Below are 24,615 nucleotides of genomic sequence, written 5' to 3' on the forward strand. Positions count from 1 at the left end.
GTGGATGCCCCGACTGGCAACGGTGGTGTCGGAGGGCGACCCGATCCGGTGGGGGCGTGCCTCATAGAGGGTGATGAGCTGGTGCATGGCAAGCGAACTCGCGATCATCCGGGTGTCAGGAGATGTTCACGGGCGGCGACGGGCGGAAAGTGACCGGTAGGGAGGTCAGGGCCCGGTGGAACGGTCCGGGACGCCACACCAGGTCCGCTGGCGTGGCGGCGAGTTCCATATCCGGGAGCGCGTCCAGGAGCTGGTCGATCGCGTCTTGGACGATCAGGTAAGCGATGGTGCGGGCCGGGCAGGCGTGTCGGCCGACGCTCCAGGCGAGGTGGGAACGGTTGCCGGTGCGGTCGCCGCGAACGATGGTGGGGTCGGTGTTGGCGGCGGCGAGACTGATCAGCACCGGCTGATGCGCCGGCAGCCAAGTCACACCGGTGAGGACAGGGGATCGGGGGTAGGTGGTGCAGAAGTTCGCCATCGGCGGGTCCTGGAACAACACCTCGTCGAGCGCATCTCTGCTCGACAGGCTGCCGCTGACCAGGCCCCCACCGAACCGTTCATCGGTCAGCATCAGCAGGACGGTGTTGGTGATCAGGTTGAACTGGGCTTCTCCGCCCGCGCCGTAGAAACTCATCAGCTGGGCGAGTACTTCGGTCTCGTTGAGCTGATGGGGGTGGGTGAGCAGCCGTGTAGTGGCATCGTTGCCGGGATGCGCTTGTTTGAGTTCGATCAGCTCGGTCAGCGCGGTTTGCAGAAGTGCCATGCCTTCGGCGGCGCGGACGGTGTCGAAGCGGGCAGCCATCCCGGCGGTGACCTGCGCCCCGATCTCCGGCGGGCAGCCCATGATCTCGTTGAGGACCGCGGACACCAAAGGGCGGGCATAGTCGGCGACCAGCTCCGCGGACCCGGCCTGGCAGAAGCTGTTGATCAGTCGGAGGGCGAGTTCTTCCACGACTGTGTGCATGGCATGGCCGTCGATGCCGTCAATGGCGGCTTTCGACGCCTGGCGGTAGCGGGTGTGGTCGTAGCCGGTGCTATAGCGGGCCGCGGGATACCAGCGCATCATCGGCAACACCGGCGAATCGGCGGGCACGGTGTCCTGCCACGGGCGAGGATCGGTGGGGAAATGCTCGGCATCATGCAAGATCCGCAACGCGGTCTCGTACCCGAGCACCAACGTGGCTGGCACCCCCTCGGCGAGTTCCACCGGTGCGAGGTCACCGAACCGCTCTCGCATCGCACCGTAGGCACCATGCGGATCGGCAGCGAACGCGGCGGCGTGTAGCGGCACACGCGCGGCGGCGGCGTCGGCGGGGGCGCTGCGGGCGACTGGGCACCGGCCCATCGGACCCGTGCCGGGCAACGAAACCGATGGTGGTGGAGCAGATGACGGTGGTGGGGCAGGTATTGACATGAAGTGTCTCCAGACAAAGGGGATCCCGGGGCACCGGTGGCCGGGGTGCGATCGGGGGTATGGGGTCCGCGCACAAAGCCGGGTGGGGCGGGTACCGCGTGGTGGTCAGGCCAACGTGGTGCGCAGCGTGGTGAACAGGGTGTTCTGCTCGCTCGAGCGGCAGCGCTGGCTGATGTAGCCGTCGGGGCGGATCAGACACAGCCCGCCGCCCTCGGGTGCCCCGTAGAGGTCATGGATCCGGCGGGAATCGGCGGTGATCGCACCGGCTGGAGCCAGACCGTGATGGCCGGGCGCGGTGATGACCACCGGGTTGACCCGGTTCCCGAACTGCTGACGAACCTGCGTGATCAGCGCCGATGTATCTCTCAGCGACTGCGGGTCCCGATGGGACACCAGCAGGGTGTGCCCGGGGTGGCGCAGTGCCTCATGCAACCGTAGCCGCGGAGTGATCTCGATATCCGGTGCGCGGTCTCCGGCACCGAGCCCGCCCAACCGCTGGCCTGGCGGCATTTGCGTGTCCACTGTCGGCGAGTAGCCGTAGATGAGAGCGGAGATCCGTGCCACCGCGCGCTGGGTAAATCCGGGTTCGCGGGCGATCGCCAGCCGCTCCGCCACCGGGATTCCGTGGTTCATCAGCACCGAATGCAGCTCGTGGGTGCCCGCGATCACCTGCTCGGCGATCGGGCGCCGCTCGGCTTCATAGGTATCCAACAGTGATTCGCGGGCTTGGCCTTTGACTACCGCGGCCAGCTTCCACCCCAGATTGAACGCATCCTGCATCGAGGTGTTCTTGCCCTGCCCACCCGCAGGCGACCGTTCATGCCCCGCATCCCCGCACACAAAGACGCGGCCATTGCGATACCGCGAGGTGATCCGCCGCCGCGTCCGGAACACCGACGTCCACTCCGGTGTCCCCAACTGCACCGCGCCGTCGAAATGCTCGTCGAGGATCATCTGGAACGCCGCAGGCGAGGTATCGGCGTCGCGAGCATCACCGGTCTCGCTGATCAATACCCGCCACACACCGCCCGGCAGCGCAGTCGTCAACAGCATGTGATCGCGCGCGATGCGGTAATCGATGCCACCGACCTCGACAGGAAAGCCCCGCGACTGCTGCTGAAAGGGCGCGTCCATCATCCGCATCGCCGTACCCGCATACTCCGAACGGCTGACCTCCGCACCCAAACAGCTGGCCACCGTGCTGTGCACGCCGTCGCAGCCGATCAACCAATCTGTGTACACCGTTTCCAGGTTTCGGCTATCGGTGTCCCGCAACACGGCGGTGACCTCACTGTCCCGGTCGACGGTCACCGAGACCAGTTCGGTGTGCCAGTCGATCACCCCACCCAGAGCCGTGAAGTGCTGGCGCGAGATCTCCTCGGTGTCCTTCTGACTGATCGTGCGGTAGTACGGGTACCGGCCGTCGAGCTGGGTGAAGTCCAGCCGTACCTTCTCCTCGACGCCCGCGAAGTTGTAGTCCATCCATTCCCCACGCAGGCTCCGATCCAAGAACTCATCGACCGCCCCGGCCAATTCGAGCAGCTCGAGGGTGCGGGAGTGCACGGTGAACGACCGCGATGTCGCCACCGGAACGGAAAGTCTGTCGATCACACGAGCCTCCACACCGCGGCGTAGCAGCTCGATGCCGAGTGTGAGACCAGTCGGACCGGCACCAACGATCAGGACAGAGGAACGGGAGACAGGCAAAGAAGGCATGGCTGAACACACTCCGAACTGATCGAGATCAAACTGGAACCCGCATGTCCCCTGCGACACACGTCTGAACCACGGTTGGGGCTATCGGGCGTTTATCGGCATCCCTGACCTTGCTCTGACACGATGTCGCATCTCGACACCCGCGGAGTTATCGTCTGAAACTTCTTGTGCCCGTATCGTCTCCTCCTGCCGTCCCTCTACGATGTGGACGACCGGCAGACGCAGGGAATCGGAAGGTCTGAAGGGGTAAAGGGGGAGCGGCGATGGTTTCTCGCCTCAAAACCGTGCTGCGGGAACTGTCAACGGCAAACACACGGTGCGTTCAGCCGCGAATACGACAAGGTCGCCGCAACAATCGACCCGCAACTCATAGGCTCGGCCCCAGGACGAGCCCAGTTCCACCGCTGGCTGTCCGGCGAGATCAGGAGCTGGCGGCGGAAGCTTCTTGACGTCGGAACACCCCGGTGTTATCAAGCTTCACGACCACAAGTTTCTAGAGACATCCCGTTGGGTAGCGTGGTGCGCACCAGTTCGATTCACGTGCAAAGGAATCCAGCGTGCGCGCAGGCAACGTTGTCTCAGTGGCCGACCTCGCAGCATGGGTGGCTACACGTGTCCCCCCAGGCCGTCGGTATGTGCTGGGGATTGCCGGGCCACCGGCGGCCGGAAAATCGACACTGTCGCTGAATCTGGCTGCGGCGATCCGCACGGACCATGCCCTACCCGCGGAGATAGCGCCGATGGACGGATTCCACAAGACCTCCGCGGAGCTTGACGCCATGGGCGCCCGTCACCGCAAGGGACAACCTGACACCTTCGACGTCACCGGGTTCGTCGAGCGACTGAAACGGCTGCGCGAAGCCCCGCTCGGGCAACATGTTCCCTGGCCGATCTACGACCGTGACGTGCATGACCCGGTGCCCGACGCCATCACTTTCACTGCGCAACGACTGGCGGTAGTGGAGGGCAACTACTTGTTACTTGACCAGCCGTGCTGGTCCGAGGTTCGCGCCCAACTTGATGAAGTGTGGTATCTCGACGCCGAGGATCAGGTAATCGAGCGGCGATTGACCGATCGTCACTTGCGCGGCGGCCAGACGATCGAGCAGACGCGAGTCAAGATCGCCGACAGCGACATGCCGAATGCCCGCGTGGTCGCGGGTACGCAGGACCACGCCGACTATGTGGTGCGCGAGGTCAGCGGGAACTACGTCGTTGTCAGGAAAGGCCGGTAGCCCAGGTCCGGGTTCCGAACGTCTTGCACGACAGTGTCGATACCTCGGACGCGCGAGTGAGCGCGTCGACAAAGTCCTGGCCCTCGACGTAGTACGCGCAGAACGCACCGTGCAGGATATCGCCGGCGCCGAGGGTGTCAGCAGCATCGGTGACAGGTGTGACATCGACGGTGCCGTGCCGACCTTGCTCGGCGAACAGGATCGGGTCAGGCCCCCGAGTCACGGCCGCTTGCTTCGGACCGGCCGAACGAAGGTAGTCGACGAGCGCCCGCCCGTCTCCCTTGAAGCCAGGCGGCGCGAATGCTGACGAGCAGATCGCGACATCGGTCAGTGGCAGGAGCTCATCGTGGATCGGCTTCCAGCGCCCAGCGTCGAGGACGACCGGCACTCCAATCTCGGTGGCACGGCGAGCAATGCCCATCGCCAACTCGGGATGGTGGCCATCCACCAGCACGATCGAGGCCTGTTCGACCTGACGAGCAAGCTCAGTGGTATACGCCGCCTGAATCCGCACCGCGTCGAGGCCGACGATTGTGCGTGACCCCGCCTCGAGCGCGACTACGATCGACGACACCGGTGGCTTGGCGGTCTGCTCCGGTGTCGCGTCGACCACACTGACGTAGTGGCTGGCCAGGTCGTGGCGCACGAGATCAGCGAGCTGATTGCGTCCGAGCGCGGTGATCAGTGTCGTAGGCCGACCAGAAACGATCGCACAGGCGACCGCAGCGTTGGCAGCGCCGCCCGCCCGGTCCGCCCGATGTCCAGGGGGTTCACACACGGCGGCGGCGCGGTGGAGTCGGCATCGAAGAGCACCACCCGCTCGGCGAAACGCGACGGCAGCCGGGACAGGATGTCGGTGACGAGGTCGCCTTTCGGGTCGACCACGATGACTCCGCGCCCGGCCTCGGCATCATCGAGGATCAACCGCGCCAGCAGCGTCGACTTTCCGACGCCGGTGGGGCCGAGGATGTGCAGGTGATGACGGGCATCAGAGACCTTGACCGCGACCGGGCGGCGACCGCCGGTATCGGAGACACCGAGAGGCTTAGTGTGCGGTCCGGCGACAGGGATCTGCGGTGCCGGGGACAGGGCGCGGGCTCCGGCGCGTTGCAGGCCGGGTAGCCCGTCGTCGGTGGGCAGGTGCGCGATCGAGGCCAACTCCGGCACCGACAACACGTCCCCGCGCCCGAGCCGCCGCTCGCCCAGCAGCCGGGCGAGTCGGATGCGGCGACGCCGTCGGTAGTAGTTGTGGTCGGTGCAGGCCCCGAACACCGTCGCCACAGCGTCCGCCCGTCCGCGCGCTACCGACCGCGCTTGCGAGACCGCAGCCCGGTCCGGATCGTCCGGGACCGAGACCGGGACCGAGACCGCGTAACGGACAACGGTCTCCCAGTGCGGGCCGCGCGCTTTCACCGCCGCCGCGCGCGCGGCGGCCGTGTACTCCATCGCGATCTGTCGGTCCCCGGATCGCTTATCCGTCGCCGCACCGCTGGTGCGTGCAGGCCGGGCTACGGGTCCTGGGGTGATCAGGTTCAACACATCGCGCGCCAGCGCGACCACGAACCCAGTACTTGCCCCGGCGGTGCGAGTGGCGTGGGCGACGCGGCGGCCGGTGACCGGGCGGGCGAGGATCTGCACGCACGCCGTTTGGCCGGGGGCGAGGTCGTCGGCGGCGGTGATCAGGTCCCGCACGAGATCACCGCTGTAGTCGGTGCGCAGTGGTAACCCTTCGCGGCGGCCCAGCCGCAACTCACCGCCCGCCATGATCCGCCGGGTGCCGTCCGTGGGGTCCGGGAGCGGTGGTCGGGTGGTGTTGCTGGTGTCGGTGTGCGCGCCGGGCCACGCGGAGGCGACCGCGCGTTCGATCAATCCGGGTGGGATGGCGCCGGGGACCCAGAGTCGGATCGCGGCCCCGTCCTCGACAGTCACGGTGTACTCGAACCCCAGATGCGGCTGCCCCAACAGCAGCCGCACCCACGCCGGGCGTAGTTGCCCGATCAGGTGCGACCAGAACGCGAGTGCACCTTTCGCGTCGACCTCGGGCGGAGTGAGCACGGTGATCTGTCGAGCACGGGCGCCCAGCCGGCGGCGCCGCACCCACACGAGTGCTCGCGCCGCGGCGAGCACTCCGGCCACCCCCAGCACGACCACGATCGCGGCCGGGGACAAGACGGCGTGCTCGATCGTCTCGACGAGATCACTCAGTGCCGCACCAGGTGTGAGAATGAACCGGCCCAGCCACCCGTGCTCAGAACCTGCGGGGGCGCTCACGCGGCCACCGCCCCAGACTCGCCAGCGGTCGCACCCGTGCCCCAGAACGGGGCTGAGCCATACTGGAGTTCCGCACGCGAACCCCGGGATTCCCTTGTTGCCGAGCAGGTTTGCGGTTTGCGGAGGATGACGACGTCCTCGTGCGCGATGAGGTGCATGGGTAGCCCGGCGGCGCGCTGTTTGACGATGAAGTCGCGTTGGAAGAAACTGCTGCGCGCGACGAGGTCTCCCTCGGACAGTCGCCCCAGTAGTGCGACGCAGCGTTCGACGGGGACGAGTCCGGCGAGGGTGCCGCAGGTGATTAGGTGCGCGGGCAAATTCACCAACTCCGCGTGCTGCCGCCAGGGCCGGGCGGTGATCACGACGTGCCCGCCCGGGGCGAGGTATTCGGCGGCACCGGTCAGGATGCGGGTGAACCCGGACAGCAGTCGGCCGAGGCCGACGTTGGCGAGGTTGCCGCGATCCAGGGTCGCGCCGTAGCGGTGGTTGGATTTGTGCACGCCCTGTCCGGCGCGCACCTGGACATGGCCGTGGACGGAGTCGCCGTAGGGCGGGGAGGTGATGACCAGATCCACCCGCCCCCGCAACTCCTGCGGTAGCAGGGTGGGGAGTTTGCGGGCATCGCCGGTGTAGACGGCGGCATCGAGATCGATACCGGCCTCACGGGCGAGCCCGATGTTGGCGCGCGCAAGCTCGGCCCACCGTGTCTCGTACTCGACCCCTACGGCGCGGCGACCGGTGTGGAGGGCTTCGACGAGTGTGGTGCCGATCCCGCACATCGGGTCCAGCACGAGGTCACCGGGACGGGTGTAGGTCGCGACGGCGTGTTGCACGATCGCCGGGAACATCTTCGCGGGATGCTGGACGCTGTCGGGGTGATACCGGCCCCGTCGTTGCATCGCGGGCGGGGTTTGGGCGGTCGCCCACACCGACACCGGCGCAGCGGCGGGACTGGTCCCTTCGTCGGTGCTGGAGTCGGTGATGGTGGTGTCGAAAGTCATCGAGATTCCTTCACGAGATCGATCGGTCGGTGGCCGGTGGCCCGGCGTATCCCGACAGCGACGGCGGGGTACGGGCCGGGCCGGAGGAGTCAGTCCTGCGGGGTGGACTCGGCTCGTCGGGGGTTGAGGAACGCGAACACATCGGTGTGCGCGACGGTGTGCCGTCCACGGGGGTGACCGTGGGTGGGCGTGTCGGTCGCTGCGGTGGCGGTGATGGTGTGGCCGGTGATGGGGACGGCGATGATGTGCTGGAGGTAGAGCAGATCGGCGGCTTGGGCGGCGGCCACCACCGCACCGGCCGGATCGATCAGCACCCCGTCGTCGCCGTGGCGGCAGCGACCGAGCACGACCAGCAGCGCGCCCATCGCCATCCGCTCCACCGCGATCCCGGCAATGTGGTCGGCGGCGGCCACGGGATCTCGGTGATCGGCCAACAGGCTCACCATGATCAGATCCACCGCCTCATCCGCACCGGGGTCGAGGTTGGGGTGGCGGCCCAGGGCCTGCACCGTTTCCAGCGCCGCTGCTGTGTCCGGCTCGGCCACGCGCAGACCGCCGCGAGTGGTGGGGGTGGGCCAGCCGATCAACCCCACTCGGTCGCCGGGCGCGCAGAACTCGCGCACCGCGCGAGACAGGATCGGGGTGGGCCATCGGTCGGCGGGATCGAGCGGGTCGCTCCCGGTGGCCCACAGGGTCGACGGGACCACCACCGCGCCCGAGGTGCGGGTGTGGCCGGTGGTGGACCGGGATGGATGCTGGCGGGATTTCGCGGTCATACGGGGGCGCTCCTGACAGTGGGAGAAAAAGGTCTCTACTTATCTACTTCCGCCGAAAACGCCATTTTTGGACACGCGCAATCAGTATTTCTTCGAACGAGTTTTTCGCGGTACCGGAATCGGCCGCCAGGGTCACCTATCGGGAAGCGCGGAGCACCCGGGGCATCCGATCGTTTTGAATATTTTTTCGCTGGTTTCTGAATAGTTGCCGCAGCCTGTTTCGGGTCACACCAAAAACGCACCCGAAACACACCCGCCGATACACCGGACCTGGTAGTAGGGCTGTATCCGGGCGTGTGACCGGCCGGTTCCGATGGTGTGCCGGTTGGTTACGCATCCAGGTGGGTGTGTTGCGGGTGCGTTTTGGGTGTGCCGCGGATGTGTTTTGGGAGTGGTTTGGGTGTGTTTTGGGTGTGGGTCTCCTGTGTCCTTGTCGGGTCGGAATCTTTCGGCTTTTCCACCGAGCAGGGAGTTGATGGTGACGAAATCGAAGTACGTGAATTCTTCACGGCAGATCGGGGTAGTGCGCTCGCCTTTGCAAGTGGCGTGGGCGGCGTTCGACCGGATCGCCGCGCAGGAATTGCCCACCGACCCGCGACCGGTGCCGGAACTGGAGCTGGAGCTGGAACTGGAACCGGTCGCGGGAGCGTCGGGACGCCGGGTCGAGTCGTGGGACGGGTTACGCGCGCTGCTGCGCGATCCCGCGCTGCCGATCGCTGCGGTCGACGCGATCTGGGTGTGGCTGATCGAGCGGTCCCGCGTACACGGTGGCGAGGCGACGCTGGTGTGCGCGAGCCTTGCGGAGCCGATGCTTTCGGGAATGGCCGGTTTGTTCGCCGCGCCGGGCAGCTGGTATCGCCACGATGTCGAGTCCGAGGTACTGACGGGGTTCCTCACGCACCTGGGGTGTGTCGAGCTGGATCGGCCGGTGCTGTGGCACCGGCTGCGGTGGGCGGTCTACCGCGCCGCGATCAGGGCCGCCGGGCAGCAGGACACCAAAACCGTGTCGTTCACCGACCTCGCCCCTGACTTCGACCTCGACCTAGATCTCGATCCGATCGGTGAGAGCGGCCGGGTGATGGTGGCCGAGCCCGGCCACCCCCGAGACAGTGCTCGCGCAGGCCGTCGCCGCCGGGGTGATCACCGTCGAGGCGACGGAGTTGATCGTGGTGTCGCGGTGGGAGCGCCGCTCGCTGGCCTCACTCGCCGACGAACGCGGGCACTCGCACTGGAAGCTGCACAAACAACGCCGACGCGCCGAAGCCCGACTCGTGGCCTGGCTGGCCGAGCGCGCCCTGGACGCGGGAGACACCAGCCCCATCGAAGCCCACGCGCTCAACGCGCCGCCCCGTCAGGACCGCCCCGCTGCCGCCGACCCCGCCGGGCGGTCGAGGCACCGAGTCCGCGGGCGGGCCTCGCGCAGGGGGCGGGCTGCGGAATCCGGCCGTAGCGAGGGCGGGCAGAACCTGTCCGCTCCCGTGCATCCGAGCATCGGCGACCAGGAGGTGCCCTCATGCGCGTGACCCGACTTTCCGACACAGTCGCAGCACTCGCGGGCCGGGTGCGGCGCGGCAGTGTGCGGCGATGGTGGACGATCCCCGTGGCGGCCTGCGCGGTGGCGGTCATCCTGGTGATGGCGGCCGGTTCGGCGGCGGCCACACCACCGGGGCAGGTGCTGGCGATCGCGTCGTCGCTGGATCAGGTGCTCACCAACCTGCGCAACTGGCTGATCGGCATCCTCGCCGCCCTGGCGACGGTGTGCCTGACCGTCGCGGGCGCCCGCTATGTGATCGGGGCGGGTGATCCGGCCGAGATGGAGAAGGCCAAAAGCGCCTTCCGTGCGGCGTGCTTGGGGTACGCGCTGGCGATGCTGGCACCGCTGATCGTCGCGGTCCTCCAATCGATCGTCGGGGCCTGACGATGAGCGCCCCGAGTCTCGCCCGGCCCACCCTTGCTTCGCGGCGGCGGGCACAGCGCACCCTGCGAGCCGCTGCGGCCACGGTGGCGGCGGTGCTGATCACCCTCACCGGTGTGATGAGTGCCGCCGCGCAACCACCACCGACGCCGCCCGTGCCGGTGCCCTCGGCTCCGGCGACACCCGCACCCACCACCACGACACCGGCTCCGACCTCGCCGCTGCCTCCGTCGCGCTGGATCACGCCGCCACCCACCACCAGCCCAGCCTCGCCCACCCCGGGCGTTCCCGACTCGACTGTCCCGCCGCCGGCGGGCTCGCCGGGGTCGGGTCCGGGGGCTGGCGAGTGCGGGGTGAGCAACATCTCCGGCTGCGTCGCGAAGGCGATCGACGGGTTCTTCGAGCGTGTGGTCGACTCCGCGCTCGACCCGCTGCTCGGGTTGGTGTCGCAGACCCTGCTCACCACCCCCGAACCGGGCGATCTGCCGCAGGTCGGTGCGTTGTGGACGCAGTCGTGGCAGGTGGTGCTCGCGCTGTATGGGCTGGTGGTGACCGCGGCCGGGGTGCTGTTGATGGTGCGTGAGACCCTGCAGACGCGGTGGTCGTGGCGGGAGCTGACGGCACGGCTGGTGGTCGGGTTCATCGCCGGGGCGATGAGCATGGTGATCGCGACCACGGCGATCGGGTTCGCCAACGCCCTCGCACAAGCGCTCTCGGGTAACGGTGCCGACTCCGACTCCGCCGCTGCCGCGCTGACCCAGCTCGCGGCGACCGGCGGCACCGCGCCCGGGACCTTCACGATCCTGCTGCTGCTCGCACTGGTGGTGATGCTGGTCGTGCTGCTGATCGCCTACGTGGTACGCGTCGCGGTCACCGTCATCCTGGCGGTCTCCGCACCGCTGGCGTTGATGTGTCACGCCCTACCCGGCCTCGAAGCGGTGGCACGCTGGTGGTGGCGATCGTTCGCCGCGTGCCTGGCCATCCAGGTGGTGCAGTCGCTGACTTTGGTGACGGTGCTGCGGGTGTTCCTGACCCCGGGCGGATGGAACTTCTTCGGCCCTACCGCGAACGGGATCGTCGATCTGATCGTCGCCCTCGCATTGATGGGCGTGCTGATCAAAACCCCGTTCTGGCTGCTATCGGTGCTGCGGATCGGCCACGGCCGCACCCTCATCGGCTCGATCGCCCGCAGCTACGTCGTCTACAAAACCTTCGGCCTGCTCAAAGGCGCCAACACCGGGCGCGGGCGCGGCGGTAGCGGTGCGGTCACACCCGCTCAGCTCCGGCAGCGCGGGCGACGCACCATCGCGGCCGGGCCGCGCGACCCGTACGCGCGGGTGCGCGCCACCCGCGACGGGCAACTGATGCTGCCGCTGGAAGGTGTGCGCCGAGTCCGGCGGCAACCTTCCCTCGCGGCCGGACAATCCGCTACCGCGACACCGAAGGCCACACCGGGCCGCGCCTCGCGCGGGAGGCAACTCGCGTTCGACTTCGATCCGCCGGACCCCTACCGGGGGATCCGTCCCGGACGCGGCGGCCAGTACCCGCTGCCGATCCCGGTGAGCAGGGTCCGGCCCACCGCAGCGGCCGAACCCCCACGACCACCAGCGCGCCCTACCGCGCCGCGAGGCCGCCGACCCCAACAACTCGCGTTCGATTTCGAGACGCCCGCACCGGCGGACCCCTACGACCGGATCCGGCCGTTGCGCAGTGGCCAGTACCCGCTGCCGATCCCGGTCACCCGTGTCCCGCCCGCCCCACGTCCCAGCACCCCACCACAACCGCCCCCACCCCCGCCACAGTCGCCGGGACGGCAGCTGCATCTGCCGCTCCCGGATCTCCCCGTCCGCCGCCGCAGGTCCCGCGCTCCCCGAGGAGGAAAACTTCGATGACCACAACCGCGCGTATACCGACGGGCGTTTCATACTGCTCCTCTTCCGATTGTTGGGGTTGTTCGTTTGCCGCGCCCGGCCGGGTTGACGGCTCGGCGGCGGTAGATGGCTTGGGTGTTTTCGTCCCAGGGGATGCACCATCTGCGGGCGTGTTCGCTGCGGCGGGCGGGGACGAGGTCGTGGCGGATCCAGTAGTAGATCGCTTTGGCCGAAACTCCCAGTCGTCGAGCGGCTTGCGGCACGCTGAGTTCGTCGTCGGCGACGGCGACTGTGCGGGGCGCGGGGATGTTGTAGGTGTCGCGGATTCGAGCGACAGCGGCGGTGTCGAAAGCGCGTCCTTTGCCGGTGACGAGCCCGGCGGCGTTGAGCTGGTCGGCGAGCTGGGAACTGGTCATCCTCGCGCCGTGGCGGCGGATGATCTCCAGTGCGGTGGTCGGGGTGCGACCGGCGCCTTTGCGGTTGGTGGTGATCTCGTCGGTCGCGCCGGTGTGCCAGCGTATGCCGATCCGGACCTGCCCGGTGTGGGTGGTGGGCAGCATGGTGACGTCGGCGATCAGCGTGCGCAGCAACCGTTTTCGGTCGCGGGGGCTCACGTCCGGGTCATGCCACAAACCTGGCAGATCAGCCGCCAACGCCTCGAGTGTCGAGCGGGGCGGCAGGGGCGGCTTGGCCGCCCGCGCGGTCTCCAGCGCCGCTTCCGCCTCGCTCAGCGCGGCCAGTTTGGTTTCCCAGCGTGCTTCCAAACTTCTAGCGACCAAACGGTTTTCCGGCTCCACCTGCGAGAAGGCGCGTTCGGCGCGTTTGGCGTCGTAGCGGGCGCGCTCCACGGCGAGCTCGGCGGCCCGGTGGGATCGCACGTGCCGCTCGGTGACCTCGTCGGCCACTGCCAACGCCGAAGCGATCTGTCCGGGCGTGACCGCGTCGAGCAGCAACCTGCCCACCACCTCGTCGACCGTGGACACGGCAACCGAGCGGCAGTGTGGCGACTGTGCCTGATCGCGGTCACTGCCGCAGATGTAGAACACGTAGTGACGCTTGCCGTATCGGGTTCCCATCCACCCGCCGCAACCACCACAGTAGATGATTCCCTGGCACAGCGCGGTGCCCTCACGCGGCGGGCGGGCGCCGGCGCTGGTGTGGTTGGCGGCGAGTTTGGCCTCGTTGTCCAGGAACTGCTGCCAGCTGATGTAGCCCTCGTGATGATCGCGGATCAGCACGGTCCAGTCCTCGCGGGCACGCTTGCGCCGTGCCGAACGCACCGTGCCATCGGGCTGCACCCGGCGTTTGTCGTAGCTGCGGCCGTAGGAATAGGCGCCGGCGTAGGCGGGGTTCTTCAACGCCTGCAGCACCCGGTAGTGGCCCAGCTTGCCCCACTTCAACCGGCCTGCCCACGCGCCGCCGTAGGCGCGTTGCGGGAACAATCGCCCGGTCTCGGCGAACGCCTTGACCACACCGTAAGCCGAGCCGGTGCGCGCGAACTCGGCGAACAGGTCCTCCACCGCGGTACGGACCTGCTCGTCGGGATCGATGACCACCATGCCGTCGAGGTCGTAGACGAACCCGACCGCGAGCTGGGCCCGCAACTCACCCCGATGTGCGGCTGCCAGCTTCGCGCCGTGCAACCGTCCGGCGAGCAGGTGGAGCTCGGCCTCCGACATCGATCCCTTGAGCCCCAGCAACAATCGGTCGTTGACGTCGCCCAGGTCGTAGACCCCGTCGCCATCGATGAGCAGTGTGTCGGTCAACCGCGCCAACTCCAGCAGCCGCGCGAACTCCGCCGACGACCGCGCCAGCCGCGATACCTCCAGCCCGAAGATCGCGCCGACCTCGCCCAAACACACCCGCGAGATCAGCTCCCGGAACCCGTCGCGGTCGGACCCGAACAGGCCCGACACCCCGAGATCGGCGTCGACGACGATGACCTGCTCGGCGGTCCAGCCGAGCGCGATCGCGACGTCGGACAGCCCGTACTGCCTCGCGGTCGACTCGGCGTGCTCGCAGACCTGCATCGCCGTGGACTGCCGCACATACACCACCGCGCTGCGGGACCGATGTGCCGTGCTGATCTTCGACGCGCCGTTCACCGCGACCACCACCAGATCGACTGCGCACCAACGACTCCAACATGTTCGCCACGGCCATCACTGCCTCGCCGCACCACGCCGCGGCCACCACGCCTCATTCCCGACCCTGCCCGACCGACGCTGTCCCGACCACACGTCTTCAAGATCATCATTCACCCACCTGCGTGGAGTCCGAACAGCGACCCAACACCGCATCGATCACCGCACGTAGAGCCGTCAAGCCATCTGTCGCGACCGGCCGATCACCTTGCGGCACACCGCGATCGGTCCAATCCTGCCGCAGCGTCACCCGCGCTCGGCCCTCGACCTCGCACACGAACCACAACCCCCGCCGCGTGCGGCGCTCGAACAGCACCGATAGTTCCCCGCCACACAACGGATGAAAAGGATGGGTGACCACCAATGAGCTACCACGACACCCGGACCCAAGGGCCGTTAACCGTTCGTATCCCCGCCGATGTCGAGCGCAGTGACCGGTTGATCGGGCCGTTCACCGCCCGCCAGCTCGCCATCCTCGCCACCACCGCACTGCTGCTGTACTCGGTGTGGATAGCGACGAGGGCGGTAATCGCGCCGCTGGTGTTCCTGGCTGCCGCCGCACCGATCGCGGCCGTGGTCACCGTCGCGATCCTGACCCGCCGTGACGGGCTCTCGGCCGACCTGCTGCTGTGGGCCGCGATCCGACATCGGTGGCGTTCGCGTCATCTGGTGACCGCCTCCGAGGGGGGGCGTGATCGCGGCGGCGCCGAGGTGGATCACCGACCGGGCCGCACGAGCCCGGCCACGCCCGCCAGTTCCGGCGGCGTTATCGCCCGGGGGGTTACGGTTGCCGGACTCGGTCGCCAGCAGCGGCGGCGGTGTCGGGGTGATCGACCTCGGGGCTGACGGGCTGGCCGTCGTCGCGGTCGCGGGCACCCTCAACCTCGCCTTACGCACCCCGGCCGAACAAGACAGCCTCGTCGGGCAACTCGCGGGCTGGCTGCACACCCTGCGCCAGCCCGTCCAGATCCTGCTGCGCTCAGCCCGCCTGGACCTCACCGCACACCTCATCAGCCTGCACACCGCCGCCCAGGACATGTCCCCGGACCTGGCCGCCGCCGCCCAAGATCACGCCACGCATCTCGCCGAACTGGCAGCAGGGGAGAACCTGACCCGCCGCCAGGTGCTGCTGGTGTGGCGAGAACCCCTCGACAATCCCGTCGCCGCGACCTCGCCGGGTATGAGGCTGCCCGGACGTGGCCGGGCTCGGCGCGGTCCGTCGGCTGCCGCGCGTCGTGGTGCCGAGTCGCGGCTGCTGCGTCGCGTGAACGAGGCTGCCGACGTACTCGCTCCGTTGGGGGTGGCGGTCACCGCCCTCGATGACGTGCAGGCTACCGCTGTCCTGACCAGCTGCTGCAACCCTGAGGGTCTCGTCTCGGCCGCCGCCGACGTCGCGGGCCGCGACGCCATCATCACCGCCGCCGGATTCGCCGAGACCGACACCGGCCTCGACCCTGTCGCCCTGGACCCGTTCGCACCAGTGGGCCGGGCGGGGTTCGGGCCGGATTCGCTGACGATCGGAACCCGCCACCTCGAAATCGGTGGCGACTGGGCGGCGACCCTCGCGGTCACCGGACATCCGCGGGAAGTGACGGCGGGCTGGCTCGCACCACTGCTGTCGCATCCCGGGCGGGTCGAGGTCGCCGTGCACATCGACCCCGTCGACCCGGTGACCGCCGCCACCCGGCTACGCCGCCAACTGGCACGGTTGGAGTCCTCTCGGATGCATGACGCCGGGCGGGGCCGCCTCAGCGACCCGCACATAGATGTCGCGGTCGAAGACGCCGCCGAGCTGTCGGCGCGGGTGGCGCGGGCGGAGGCGCGCCTGTTCCGGGTCGGGGTGTATCTGAGCGTTCACGCTGACACTGAAGCGGAGCTGGCCGATGAGGTCGCCGCGGTGCGGGCGCTGGCCGCGAGCCTGCTCGTGGACACCTGCACCCTCTCTTACCGCGCCGCCCAGGGTTGGGCCACCACCCTGCCCCTCGGACTGGACCTGATCCGGGTGCGGCGCACCTTCGACACCACCGCACTCGCGGCGGCCTTCCCCTTCGATTCCCCGCAACTCCCGGTCGCCGACCCGGTCCAGGCCGCCCGCCCCCACGGTGTGCTCTACGGCCGCGACGCCGCCTCGGGGCTGCTGTTCGTGGACCGGTTCGCCCCCGAGGCACACAACCACAACATGGTGGTCCTCGGCCGCAGTGGCGCCGGGAAGTCCTATCTGGTCAAGACCGAGATCTTGCGCTCGCTGTATCGCGGCATCGAGCAGGTGGTCATCGATCCCGAAGACGAATACCGCCGTTTGGCCGAAGCAGTCGGCGGCACCCACATCCGCCTCGGCGCCCCGGGCGAGCGACTCAACCCGTTCGACCTGGAAATCCACACCCGCCCCGACGGGCGCCGCAGCGCCCCATCCGATGCCCTGACACGACGGAAACTGTTCCTGCACAACCTCATCCAGATCCTACTCGGCGAACCGACACCCGTACAGCGAGCAGCACTCGACACCGCCCTATCAGTCACCTACACCGCCGCCGGGATCACCGACGACCCCGCCACCTGGACTCGGCCCGCTCCGGTCTTGAGTGGATTGCGTGACCAACTGACCCGGCTCGCCACACCCGCCGCCGGGGAGCTGGCCGCCGGATTGCATCCCTTCGTCGGCCGCGGAGCCTATTCCGAGCTGCTGGACGGGCCTACCACCACCGACCCCGACGGCGGGCTGGTGGTCTTCTCGCTGCGAGAACTACCCGAGGAGCTGAAGACGATCGGCACCCTGCTGGTGCTGGATGCCACATGGCGGCGGGTGTCGAACCCAGCGAACCGCAGGCCGCGGCTGGTCACCGTGGACGAAGCCTGGCTGCTCATGCGCCAACCCGCCGCAGCAGAATTCCTGTTCCGGGCCGCGAAGAGTTTCCGCAAACACTGGGCCGGACTCACCGTCGCCACCCAGGACTGCGCCGATGTGCTCTCCACGCAGCTGGGGCGCGCGATCGTGTCCAACGCCGCAACACAGATCCTCCTACGTCAGGCCCCCCAAGCCATCGACGAAGTCGCCGCCGCATTCCACCTCTCCGACGGAGAACAACACTTCCTGCTGTCGGCTGCTCGCGGCAGCGGCCTGCTCGCCGTCGGGGGTACCGACAGGGCCGTGTTCGGATCCCTTGCCTCACTCGGTGAACACGCTCTGATCACCACTTCTCCGGAGTTCCTCGCTTCTGTCGAGAATCCCGACGAGAACTCCGTCACGGTCGAGGTGCTGTGATGGGAACCCTATCCCGGAGTTCGTCGAACATCGCTGAATGGTCAGCTGCCGTTGTTGTCCGGTCTGCTGAGGGCGGGGTGGTCGACCATCGTCGTGTAGCGGTAGGCGCCAGCGATGGACAGGCCGAACAGGTCGCTGAGGCGTCGAAGATCGCCGCCGGTGGCGTGGGCCTCGTCAAGGATGCGGTCCATGCGGATCGACTGAGCGGTCATGCCGAGCCGTTTGCGGATCCACCACGGTGTGGCCGGGGTGGTGGTGTTCGCGTTTCGGTAGTGGATGAACAGGTGCGGATTGGCAGTGGCAGGCCAGTTCTGCTGCCGATAGTCGAGGTAGGCGGTCATGCGTTGGCGGACCGGTTCGGCGAGGGGAACAACACGATCGGACAAATGCAGGCGGCCATCGCGAATATCGGTCAGCCGCAACGCGATAAGCTGGCGCACCCGCACGGCGTGGAAGGCCAGCAACCCGGCCAGTACCGCGCATGTGGGATCGGGACTGTTCAGCGCGGACCGCAGCTTGTCGAGGTCGATCGGGTCCGGCGCGCTCGGGTGGGGCGCTGCGACGCTGACATGAGCGGTCGGGTTGACGAAAACGAGCTTGCGCGCCTTGAGGATTCGGAAGATCGACCGCAGTCCCTGCAACACGCTAGAGCGGGCTCGCGCGTCGGCGGGCAGGGCCGCGAGCACGTCGTCGCGACCGATTTCTCGCAGCGATTCGTGGATGGTCGCCCAGGTGCGCAGCGTCGGCAGCGCGAACCCGAGCTGGCTTTTGACGGTGCTTTCGGCGCGGGGACGGAAGCGGGGCGGGGTCGAGCTGCCGTTGCGCGCGATATCGAACCAGACATTGAGCTCGTGTCGCATCTGTTCGGGCAACGCCGCGGTCTGGGTATCGAACCACCGCACGATCGGCGGGACACGGTCATCGGCGAGCATCCCGGCCGCGGTGAGCACGTCGAGCACCGTCCGCATCGGCAACCCGATACTCGATATCGCCAGCACATCGGAGGCGCGGATCGCGGCACCGGGTGTGTCTTGTGTGCCGAGAAGGATGCGGATGGCTTTCTGCACGCTCTCGGTGACCGGGGTACTCCATCCGTGATCGATGGCGTGTTCGCGGACGAACTCGTGCCACGCCGCTGCTCGTGCCGCGTCCGGTGGCGGCGGGAATCCCCGTGTGCGGCCGATGAGCAGGTCACGGGGCAACTCCACCAGCGTCAGTTGTTGGTAGGGCGTTGGTCTCAGCAGCGACAGATCCGCCGGAACGGTCTTGAGGATGTAGGGTCGCCGACCCAAGCCCACGCTTCGCCACATGTTCGCGAAGAACAGTTGATGCCCGTGTCGGTTCGCCTCGGCCGGGTCGAATTTGCTTGCCCGGCAGTTGAACTGGCGAGCCAGAATAGTGCGCTGTTTGTGACACAACCGGCACGATCCGTTGTCGGCGACAGCCACGTGCCGACCGCAGGTGGTGCAGTCGGCGACGCGAGGATGGTTCTCGCGCCATCCCCCGCATCCAGCACAGATCCAGCCGTCGGTGCGTGTCACACCCCACGCGTGGCAGTCCGGACACGAATCCACCACCGGCACAATCGGATACGGCAGGAGCCGGTCGGGGGTGCGTGCGCCAGGAGCGTCGGGATGGCAGCGGGCGCACAGCCCGGAGGTGTAGTAGTCGGTCTTGGACAGGCATCGTCGGCACGGTGGCGGGGTGACGGGCCCGCCGGGCCAGCACTGAAAGCAGTACGGGATCTCCCGCATCGCTGGTGGGCGGGCGCGGCAGACCGTGCAGCGGTGTCGTGGTGGTCTCATGCTGGGGGAAGGGACCGGTGTCGGCCGAACCTCGGCGTGAGCGGTGCGGACGCGCCGCCGTTGCTGACCTGGGTGCGGCCGGGTTTGCGGGCCGCGACCTTGTCCGGTTCGCGGATCAGCAATTCCGTTGGCGCGCAATCGAGCACGCTGCAAATCACGTCCAAGTCGTCGAGGCGGATCGAGGTCGGGTTCCCGGTCCATAGCGCCGACATCTTCCCGGCGCTGATCTCGAGCCCTGCCTCGGCGAGGCGCCGCCGCATCTCGGTCGACTTCCAGATCCCCACTTCGGCGGCTTTCATCCGCAAATTCCATTGCATCGGCTCACCTGCTCTCCGCTGTCAGTCCCAGTCGCGCCGAGACCCGTTGGTTGGACTGCTCCCACGCGCGTTCGACGTGGTCGGACTGGACGTGGATGTAGCGGGTCGTGGTCGAGAGCCACTCGTGGCCGAGGACCTCCTGGATCGCCTTCAGGTCCAGCCCTCGCGCATACAGCGACGATGCGCAGTAGTGCCGCAGCGTGTGCGGTGTCAGTCGGCCCTGCCAGGTCGGCAACCATCGCCTCGTCGCGCCGGCGAGTCCGTCGCGCAACGACTGGTCGCCGACTCGGCCGCAGTATCCGGTGTGCAGGTCCGGGCGTTCGCTGGGCAGCAGCGGTGCGTCCGGATGTTGCCAGTCGTCGCCGAATTGGTGTCGCATGTCGTTGAGCCACCAGTCCAGCAGGTTCCCGGCCTGGTTGATCGCGGGGACCAGCCGAGTCTTGGGGCCCCGACCCCGGCTTCCCTTGCCGAAACGCACGTGCAGCTTTCCGTACTCGCCCAGATCGCGGCGCCAATCACGAATGTCGAGCATGTAGGTCTCCTGGATCCGCAACCCTGTGCGCCGCCACAACGATGCGGCCAGATAGTCGCGTGCTGCGGGCAGGAACTTGCGTGTGCCTGCCAGCGACTCGCGCCAGGACGAGAACAGCGTCTCCACCTCGCCGTCCGATGGCGGTATGCGGACCACACCGTAATCCGCTCTCGCTGGCCGATTGTGCTCGTCGATCGGTTGCGTGACGAGGAATCCGGTCAGCGCGTGAATGTCGCCTTGATACCGATCGATCAGGAAGTCGAAGAAATGCCCCAACGTCCAGGCCTTGTGCTGCACCGTCAACCGCGCTCGCCGCAGGTCTACCCGTTGATGCACCAGAAAACGATCGGCGTCATGAGGTTGCGCCATCCAGATCGGACGCCCTACGAAGCGGGCGAACTCGAACAACACTGCCCGGTCCGCGTTCACCGACTTGTCGCAGGTCCCGGCGCCTACCGCGGCCAGCAGGAACTGGTCCACCAGTTCCTGCTCGAAATCCTCGAGCTCCTGCGCCGTCGCCAGTCTCCGAGGAGCGCCCAGCGACCGGACCACCGCCAGTTGCACGAGACCTCCAGTTGCTCAATAACGACCAACACTCGGAATTCGCATCAGTCTGTCGAGATTCCCGAGGGACCGTCAAGAAGATGTCCGCATGGTGTCCTACGGATGTCACCTGGGCGGCAGCAAATCCTGGGTGAGGTTGCCATGCACGAACATCGAGGACTTCCGGTAACCGACCCGAGCGAACTCACCACCGAGGACGTCGACAGCGATGTTGACCTCAGCTCGCTCCCGTCGCTGCGGCCACGCGCCGGCCGCGGCGACTACACCGGAGACGCCATCGACGTCGAGGACGTGTTCCTCGATGCGCAAGACGCGGCATGAGCCCGGATCAGCGCCGGGTACGTCCTCAATCACGTCGACGGATCGTTGAGCGCGATCCCGGAAGAGACAACGGAACAACGCCGATCCAGGAGGAAACAATGGCCAACGGCAAGCGGCGAGACGATTCGCTGACCAGTGGTGAGAGCGACTCGCGCAGAAGCATTCAGAAAGTTGAACCTTGCCAGCGGTGCAGATTTGCTCGCTTAGTCTCGAATGATAAAGAGAAGGATATGGTGGAGGACGAAGTGGTTTGGATGGGACGAGAAAAGGCTGAAAGATATCTCGACTTATCGAGAGGTACCTTATCCTATTGGGCATCTCAAACTGTTGATACGGGACCGCGCTACGCTCTATTCGGCCGGCTTGCAAAGTATAAGAAGTCGGATCTGGATAATTGGGCTGAAGAGCAATACGTCGCCAAAGCTGCTTAGTCGACATGCGTTGCGTTAACGGTCATCATTTTAATTATAATAGAAAATGGCGGGACTAAGCTATCTCGCGCCGTTTTGCACGAGTGGAGAGGTGTAATGGTTCACATTCAAGCCAAGGTTCGTACGAACAGCAGAGGTCGTAAGTATACACGCTACATCGTCAGATGGACCCCGCCTGGCTCGGATATCGAAGGCTCTAAAAGCTTTGAGCAACGGGTAAACCCGCGTAAGCCCGGAACGGCTGAACACTTCGAGGCTCAGCTTAAGGAATCCATCAGAAACTATGGATATGTCGATCCGAAGCTTGGTCAGACTCTGGTGAAGGAGTATGCGGAAACGTGGCGTGACCGAGCATTGAATATCAACACCCGGCGGTTGCGTCAAGGCTTTATCGATGACCTCGGTGAGCTCGCCACCAAGACTCTGGTTCAAGTCCAAGCTTCCAGTGTTCGCGAATGGCTCGATGTATTGGTGATCCATGGCCGTCCGTGGGCTAAAGGACGGAAACTGAGCCCTTCTACAGAAGCTGTGGTTGCAGTTCCTGCGAACTTTGCTGAACATCGCAGTGAATGATGAGATTCTGCACAAAAACCCAACTCGAAAGATAGAGGTGCCCGTACTACCTGGATTTCAACCGACCAAGGTTGACATACTGACACCGGATGAGGTATTCGCATTGCTCGACGAGTTCAACGAGCCATTTAGCACGATGTTCAGGATCACGGTCGATGCTGGTTTGCGAGCGTCCGAGGTAGCCGGGCTGCGGGTGTGTGACATCGACCTGGATCGCCGTGAGATCCATGTCGTGCAACAGGTGGACAAAGCAGGTGCACTAGCCGCTGTCAAAAACTACAAGAAACGCACAGTGGAGATGCCGGATGACCTGTACGGGCCACTGAAAAAGCACCTTGCCAAGATCGGCGTCAACGACCGCGAGCGTCTGGTGTTTCTCACACCGACAGGGAAGTCGTACAGAGGTAAGAACCTGACCGACAACATGCGGCGCACCGTCAGGCGCTTGACCGAGCCAAGGGGCCGCTGGGTCAACCGCTCCACATTCAGGCCACGTATGCGTAGGCAAGCGTCAACCGGCCACAAGTTCACCTGGCATGACGGCCGCCATTTCTATGTGTCTTTGCTCATCGCTCAGGGGGTGGATGTAGCGCAGGTACGAGCAGCGGTCGGGCATTCCAGCAGCAAAGTTACTCTAGACATCTACACGCATCTTTGGCCGCGTCCCTCGGGCAGTCAGCGCAGGGCTGTAGACGCGGTGATGAATCGCTCGGCCGTAGCGGCGGAGCAGGACAGCGAGGGCGACGCGAAGCCAGGCGTCGAAGGTGCCGTCGCAGACGGAGACCTCAGCGAGCGGGTGGACGACCTTGAACATGAGGTTCTCGCAGCCGAGGGGACCCCGACGACCTCATAACCCCCGCCACCCCTGCCTGAGCCCGTTCTTCGACGGGTACTGCCGTAACGTTTGTCGTCAGAGGGCCTCCGCCTCCGTCGTAAAGCGGGCCGCTGGCCCGGCAGCTAGACAAAACCGTGCGGGTAAGGAATCTCGCCAGCGGTACCGAACTAGCGCGCTGGACCACCGACACAGGATCTGTGACAAGCTGTGCTAGCCCTCCTGGCGATCCCACCACCCTGGTGTAAGGCGACGGGACCGGGTGAGTGTTCGTACTGCCCTTCGCGAGCCCCCATCTATCCGGTGCTAATCCGAAAATGATGGTGACCGGGCAGGCGGTAGCTGTCGGCGGAGCCGACACTGGTTATTGCTGGTTGAGTGTGGTCAGCGGCGGGGGGAGGGTGACGGTGTAACCGAGGGCTTCGAGTTGGCGAATGTGGTTGCGGCGCTTGCTGTCGGCGTTGATGTGTCGGGTGAAGTGGTCGGCGCCGAGGTCGGTGAAGATCGTGTTCTCGTCGTGCAGAAGATGCCAGATGATGACGAGGATCGAGCGGCCACCGGCGACGATGGCCCGCCTCTTGTCTCGTCGTCTGGCGATGCGTCGTTAATGTTGACCGAGAAATGTGTGAGTCTTGCCGGCGACGACCCCGGCCTCGCCGAGAACCCGCGCGAGGTAGCGGTTGCCGTGTCCGGTGGAGGCGTTGCCCTTGGTTCTACCGGCTGAGGAGTGGATGCCTGGGGAGAACTTCGCCCAGGAACACAGGTTCCCGGCGGTAGGAAACCGGGACATGTCGAGCCCGACCTCGGAGATGATGATCGCGGCGGTGACCGGCCCGATGCCGGGGATCTCATCCAGGCGTATCGCCGCCGGGGCGAAAGGGGCCAGCTGCTCATGGATCTGTGCGTCGAGGGCGGCGATGTCGGCGTCGATACCGTCGATACGGGCCAGTATCCGGGCCAGCAGGAACCGGTGATGGTCACCGAAGTGTCCGTCGAACGCCTGCTCGAGCTGGCCGATCTTGGTGCGCATCCGGGACCGCGCCATCTGTGCCAGCACCTTCGGATTCCGTTCACCGGCGATCAGGGCGGCCATCATCTGCCGCCCGAAGACTCCGAAGATGTCGGAGAAGTTTGATGCAGGCGTCCTCGAGGAGCTTCTCGACACGGTTCTTCTCCGCCGTGCGTGCGCCAACCAGATCGATCCGGTACCTGGTCAGATCCCGCAGCCGCCGGATCGGCACCGGCGGTACGAAACTGGCGCGCAGGATCTGCCGTTCGGCGACCTTGCACAACTAGACTGCGCCGAGCACATCGGTAGTCCGGCGTCGCCTCCATCACCACCCGCTCGAAACCCAGCTCGACCAGATGATTGGCCATCCCCGTCAACGACCGGGCCATCGTCGAATGCGTCGACACCTCCTGCAGACGCCGCCCCGCAGCATCCGCAGCCCGCTTCCACGCTGCAGGAAAGCGGCCGTCGTGGACGGCGGGCCTGCCGATGACCGGGGAGTACGCCTGATGGACGGTGACATGGATGCCGTGTGGAGCGCGCGGATCCGGTGTTGTAGTTCTTCCATGCCGTAGAGCGTGACGCCGAACAACTCGGTCGGCGACCGAATTTCCCCCGACCACACT

22 protein-coding genes are annotated in these 24,615 nt (G+C 66.7%); 9 read left to right on the forward strand and 13 right to left on the reverse strand.

Annotation, left to right across the window (positions count from 1 at the left end):
* Window positions 1–115: 115 nt before the first annotated feature.
* Together AB0C34_RS01450 and AB0C34_RS01455 are read right to left on the reverse strand one after the other, a co-directional pair.
* Window positions 116–1,363: a cytochrome P450 gene (locus tag AB0C34_RS01450; RefSeq protein WP_357066269.1), complete on the reverse strand. Its 1,248-nt coding sequence runs from the start codon at window positions 1,361–1,363 to the stop codon at window positions 116–118.
* 156 nt (window positions 1,364–1,519) lie between these two features.
* Complete coding sequence (locus tag AB0C34_RS01455; RefSeq protein WP_357066272.1) at window positions 1,520–3,130, reverse strand: FAD-dependent monooxygenase; 1,611 nt, start codon at window positions 3,128–3,130, stop codon at window positions 1,520–1,522.
* Between the two features lie 557 nt (window positions 3,131–3,687).
* On the opposite strand from AB0C34_RS01455, the gene AB0C34_RS01460 reads away from it, so the two are divergent.
* On the forward strand, window positions 3,688–4,365 hold the full coding sequence (locus AB0C34_RS01460) for a nucleoside/nucleotide kinase family protein (protein WP_357066275.1): 678 nt from the start codon (window positions 3,688–3,690) through the stop codon (window positions 4,363–4,365).
* On the opposite strand, the gene AB0C34_RS01465 is transcribed toward AB0C34_RS01460, so the two are convergent.
* From AB0C34_RS01465 to AB0C34_RS01480, 4 genes are all read right to left on the reverse strand, one after another.
* Window positions 4,349–5,143 (reverse strand): PfkB family carbohydrate kinase, encoded by a 795-nt coding sequence (locus tag AB0C34_RS01465; RefSeq protein WP_357066278.1) that lies wholly within the window; start codon window positions 5,141–5,143, stop codon window positions 4,349–4,351. The genes AB0C34_RS01460 and AB0C34_RS01465 overlap by 17 nt on opposite strands.
* Window positions 5,047–6,636, reverse strand: coding sequence for a DUF87 domain-containing protein (locus AB0C34_RS01470; protein ID WP_357066281.1), 1,590 nt, complete (start codon window positions 6,634–6,636; stop codon window positions 5,047–5,049). Before AB0C34_RS01470 ends, AB0C34_RS01465 begins: the two co-directional genes overlap by 97 nt.
* The gene (locus AB0C34_RS01475) at window positions 6,633–7,637 is read right to left on the reverse strand and encodes a DNA methyltransferase (RefSeq protein ID WP_357066284.1); all 1,005 of its coding nucleotides are present in this window, start codon (window positions 7,635–7,637) and stop codon (window positions 6,633–6,635) included. The genes AB0C34_RS01470 and AB0C34_RS01475 overlap by 4 nt, the downstream gene beginning before the upstream one ends.
* Before the next feature lie 89 nt (window positions 7,638–7,726).
* Window positions 7,727–8,413, reverse strand: a complete 687-nt coding sequence (locus AB0C34_RS01480; RefSeq protein WP_357066286.1) for a hypothetical protein — start codon at window positions 8,411–8,413, stop codon at window positions 7,727–7,729.
* A gap of 478 nt (window positions 8,414–8,891) precedes the next feature.
* On the opposite strand from AB0C34_RS01480, the gene AB0C34_RS01485 reads away from it, so the two are divergent.
* The 3 genes from AB0C34_RS01485 (at window position 8,892) to AB0C34_RS01495 (ending at window position 12,220) form a co-directional block, all read left to right on the forward strand.
* Window positions 8,892–9,863: a hypothetical protein gene (locus tag AB0C34_RS01485; RefSeq protein ID WP_357066289.1), complete on the forward strand. Its 972-nt coding sequence runs from the start codon at window positions 8,892–8,894 to the stop codon at window positions 9,861–9,863.
* A gap of 63 nt (window positions 9,864–9,926) precedes the next feature.
* Window positions 9,927–10,331 (forward strand): pilin, encoded by a 405-nt coding sequence (locus AB0C34_RS01490; protein ID WP_357066292.1) that lies wholly within the window; start codon window positions 9,927–9,929, stop codon window positions 10,329–10,331.
* A gap of 2 nt (window positions 10,332–10,333) precedes the next feature.
* On the forward strand, window positions 10,334–12,220 hold the full coding sequence (locus tag AB0C34_RS01495; RefSeq protein WP_357066295.1) for a hypothetical protein: 1,887 nt from the start codon (window positions 10,334–10,336) through the stop codon (window positions 12,218–12,220).
* A gap of 29 nt (window positions 12,221–12,249) precedes the next feature.
* Here the strand turns inward: AB0C34_RS01495 and AB0C34_RS01500 are convergent, their stop codons facing one another.
* Window positions 12,250–14,304 (reverse strand): recombinase family protein, encoded by a 2,055-nt coding sequence (locus tag AB0C34_RS01500; protein ID WP_357066297.1) that lies wholly within the window; start codon window positions 14,302–14,304, stop codon window positions 12,250–12,252.
* 148 nt (window positions 14,305–14,452) lie between these two features.
* Window positions 14,453–14,704, reverse strand: coding sequence for a DUF5372 family protein (locus tag AB0C34_RS01505; protein ID WP_357066300.1), 252 nt, complete (start codon window positions 14,702–14,704; stop codon window positions 14,453–14,455).
* Window positions 14,705–14,706: 2 nt separating this feature from the next.
* Between AB0C34_RS01505 and AB0C34_RS01510 the strand changes: the two genes are divergently transcribed.
* Complete coding sequence (locus AB0C34_RS01510; RefSeq protein WP_357066303.1) at window positions 14,707–15,189, forward strand: PrgI family protein; 483 nt, start codon at window positions 14,707–14,709, stop codon at window positions 15,187–15,189.
* A complete protein-coding gene (locus AB0C34_RS01515) occupies window positions 15,170–17,605 on the forward strand; it encodes a DUF87 domain-containing protein (protein WP_357066306.1) in 2,436 nt (811 codons plus the stop codon). The genes AB0C34_RS01510 and AB0C34_RS01515 overlap by 20 nt, the downstream gene beginning before the upstream one ends.
* 41 nt (window positions 17,606–17,646) lie before the next feature.
* On the opposite strand, the gene AB0C34_RS01520 is transcribed toward AB0C34_RS01515, so the two are convergent.
* The 4 genes from AB0C34_RS01520 to AB0C34_RS01535 form a co-directional block, all read right to left on the reverse strand.
* On the reverse strand, window positions 17,647–19,053 hold the full coding sequence (locus tag AB0C34_RS01520) for a hypothetical protein (protein ID WP_357066309.1): 1,407 nt from the start codon (window positions 19,051–19,053) through the stop codon (window positions 17,647–17,649).
* 353 nt (window positions 19,054–19,406) lie between these two features.
* Window positions 19,407–19,727 carry a helix-turn-helix transcriptional regulator gene (locus AB0C34_RS01525; protein ID WP_357066312.1) on the reverse strand — a complete coding sequence of 107 codons (321 nt, stop codon included), beginning with the start codon at window positions 19,725–19,727 and terminating at the stop codon, window positions 19,407–19,409.
* A gap of 4 nt (window positions 19,728–19,731) precedes the next feature.
* Window positions 19,732–20,823 (reverse strand): tyrosine-type recombinase/integrase, encoded by a 1,092-nt coding sequence (locus tag AB0C34_RS01530; RefSeq protein WP_357066315.1) that lies wholly within the window; start codon window positions 20,821–20,823, stop codon window positions 19,732–19,734.
* Window positions 20,824–20,928: 105 nt separating this feature from the next.
* Window positions 20,929–21,177, reverse strand: a complete 249-nt coding sequence (locus tag AB0C34_RS01535) for a hypothetical protein (RefSeq protein WP_357066318.1) — start codon at window positions 21,175–21,177, stop codon at window positions 20,929–20,931.
* A 65-nt stretch (window positions 21,178–21,242) separates the two neighbouring features.
* On the opposite strand from AB0C34_RS01535, the gene AB0C34_RS01540 reads away from it, so the two are divergent.
* The 3 genes from AB0C34_RS01540 to AB0C34_RS01550 all read left to right on the forward strand — a co-directional run bounded on the left by AB0C34_RS01540 (window position 21,243) and on the right by AB0C34_RS01550 (window position 23,001).
* A complete protein-coding gene (locus AB0C34_RS01540) occupies window positions 21,243–21,575 on the forward strand; it encodes a hypothetical protein (protein ID WP_357066320.1) in 333 nt (110 codons plus the stop codon).
* A gap of 96 nt (window positions 21,576–21,671) precedes the next feature.
* The gene (locus tag AB0C34_RS01545; RefSeq protein ID WP_357066323.1) at window positions 21,672–22,148 is read left to right on the forward strand and encodes a hypothetical protein; all 477 of its coding nucleotides are present in this window, start codon (window positions 21,672–21,674) and stop codon (window positions 22,146–22,148) included.
* Window positions 22,126–23,001 carry a site-specific integrase gene (locus AB0C34_RS01550; protein ID WP_357066325.1) on the forward strand — a complete coding sequence of 292 codons (876 nt, stop codon included), beginning with the start codon at window positions 22,126–22,128 and terminating at the stop codon, window positions 22,999–23,001. The genes AB0C34_RS01545 and AB0C34_RS01550 overlap by 23 nt, the downstream gene beginning before the upstream one ends.
* A 583-nt stretch (window positions 23,002–23,584) precedes the next feature.
* On the opposite strand, the gene AB0C34_RS01555 is transcribed toward AB0C34_RS01550, so the two are convergent.
* Window positions 23,585–24,145 (reverse strand): transposase, encoded by a 561-nt coding sequence (locus AB0C34_RS01555; RefSeq protein WP_357066328.1) that lies wholly within the window; start codon window positions 24,143–24,145, stop codon window positions 23,585–23,587.
* Window positions 24,146–24,615: the final 470 nt, after the last annotated feature.

Source organism: Nocardia sp. NPDC049220, from assembly GCF_040647855.1.
Taxonomy (GTDB): domain Bacteria; phylum Actinomycetota; class Actinomycetes; order Mycobacteriales; family Mycobacteriaceae; genus Nocardia.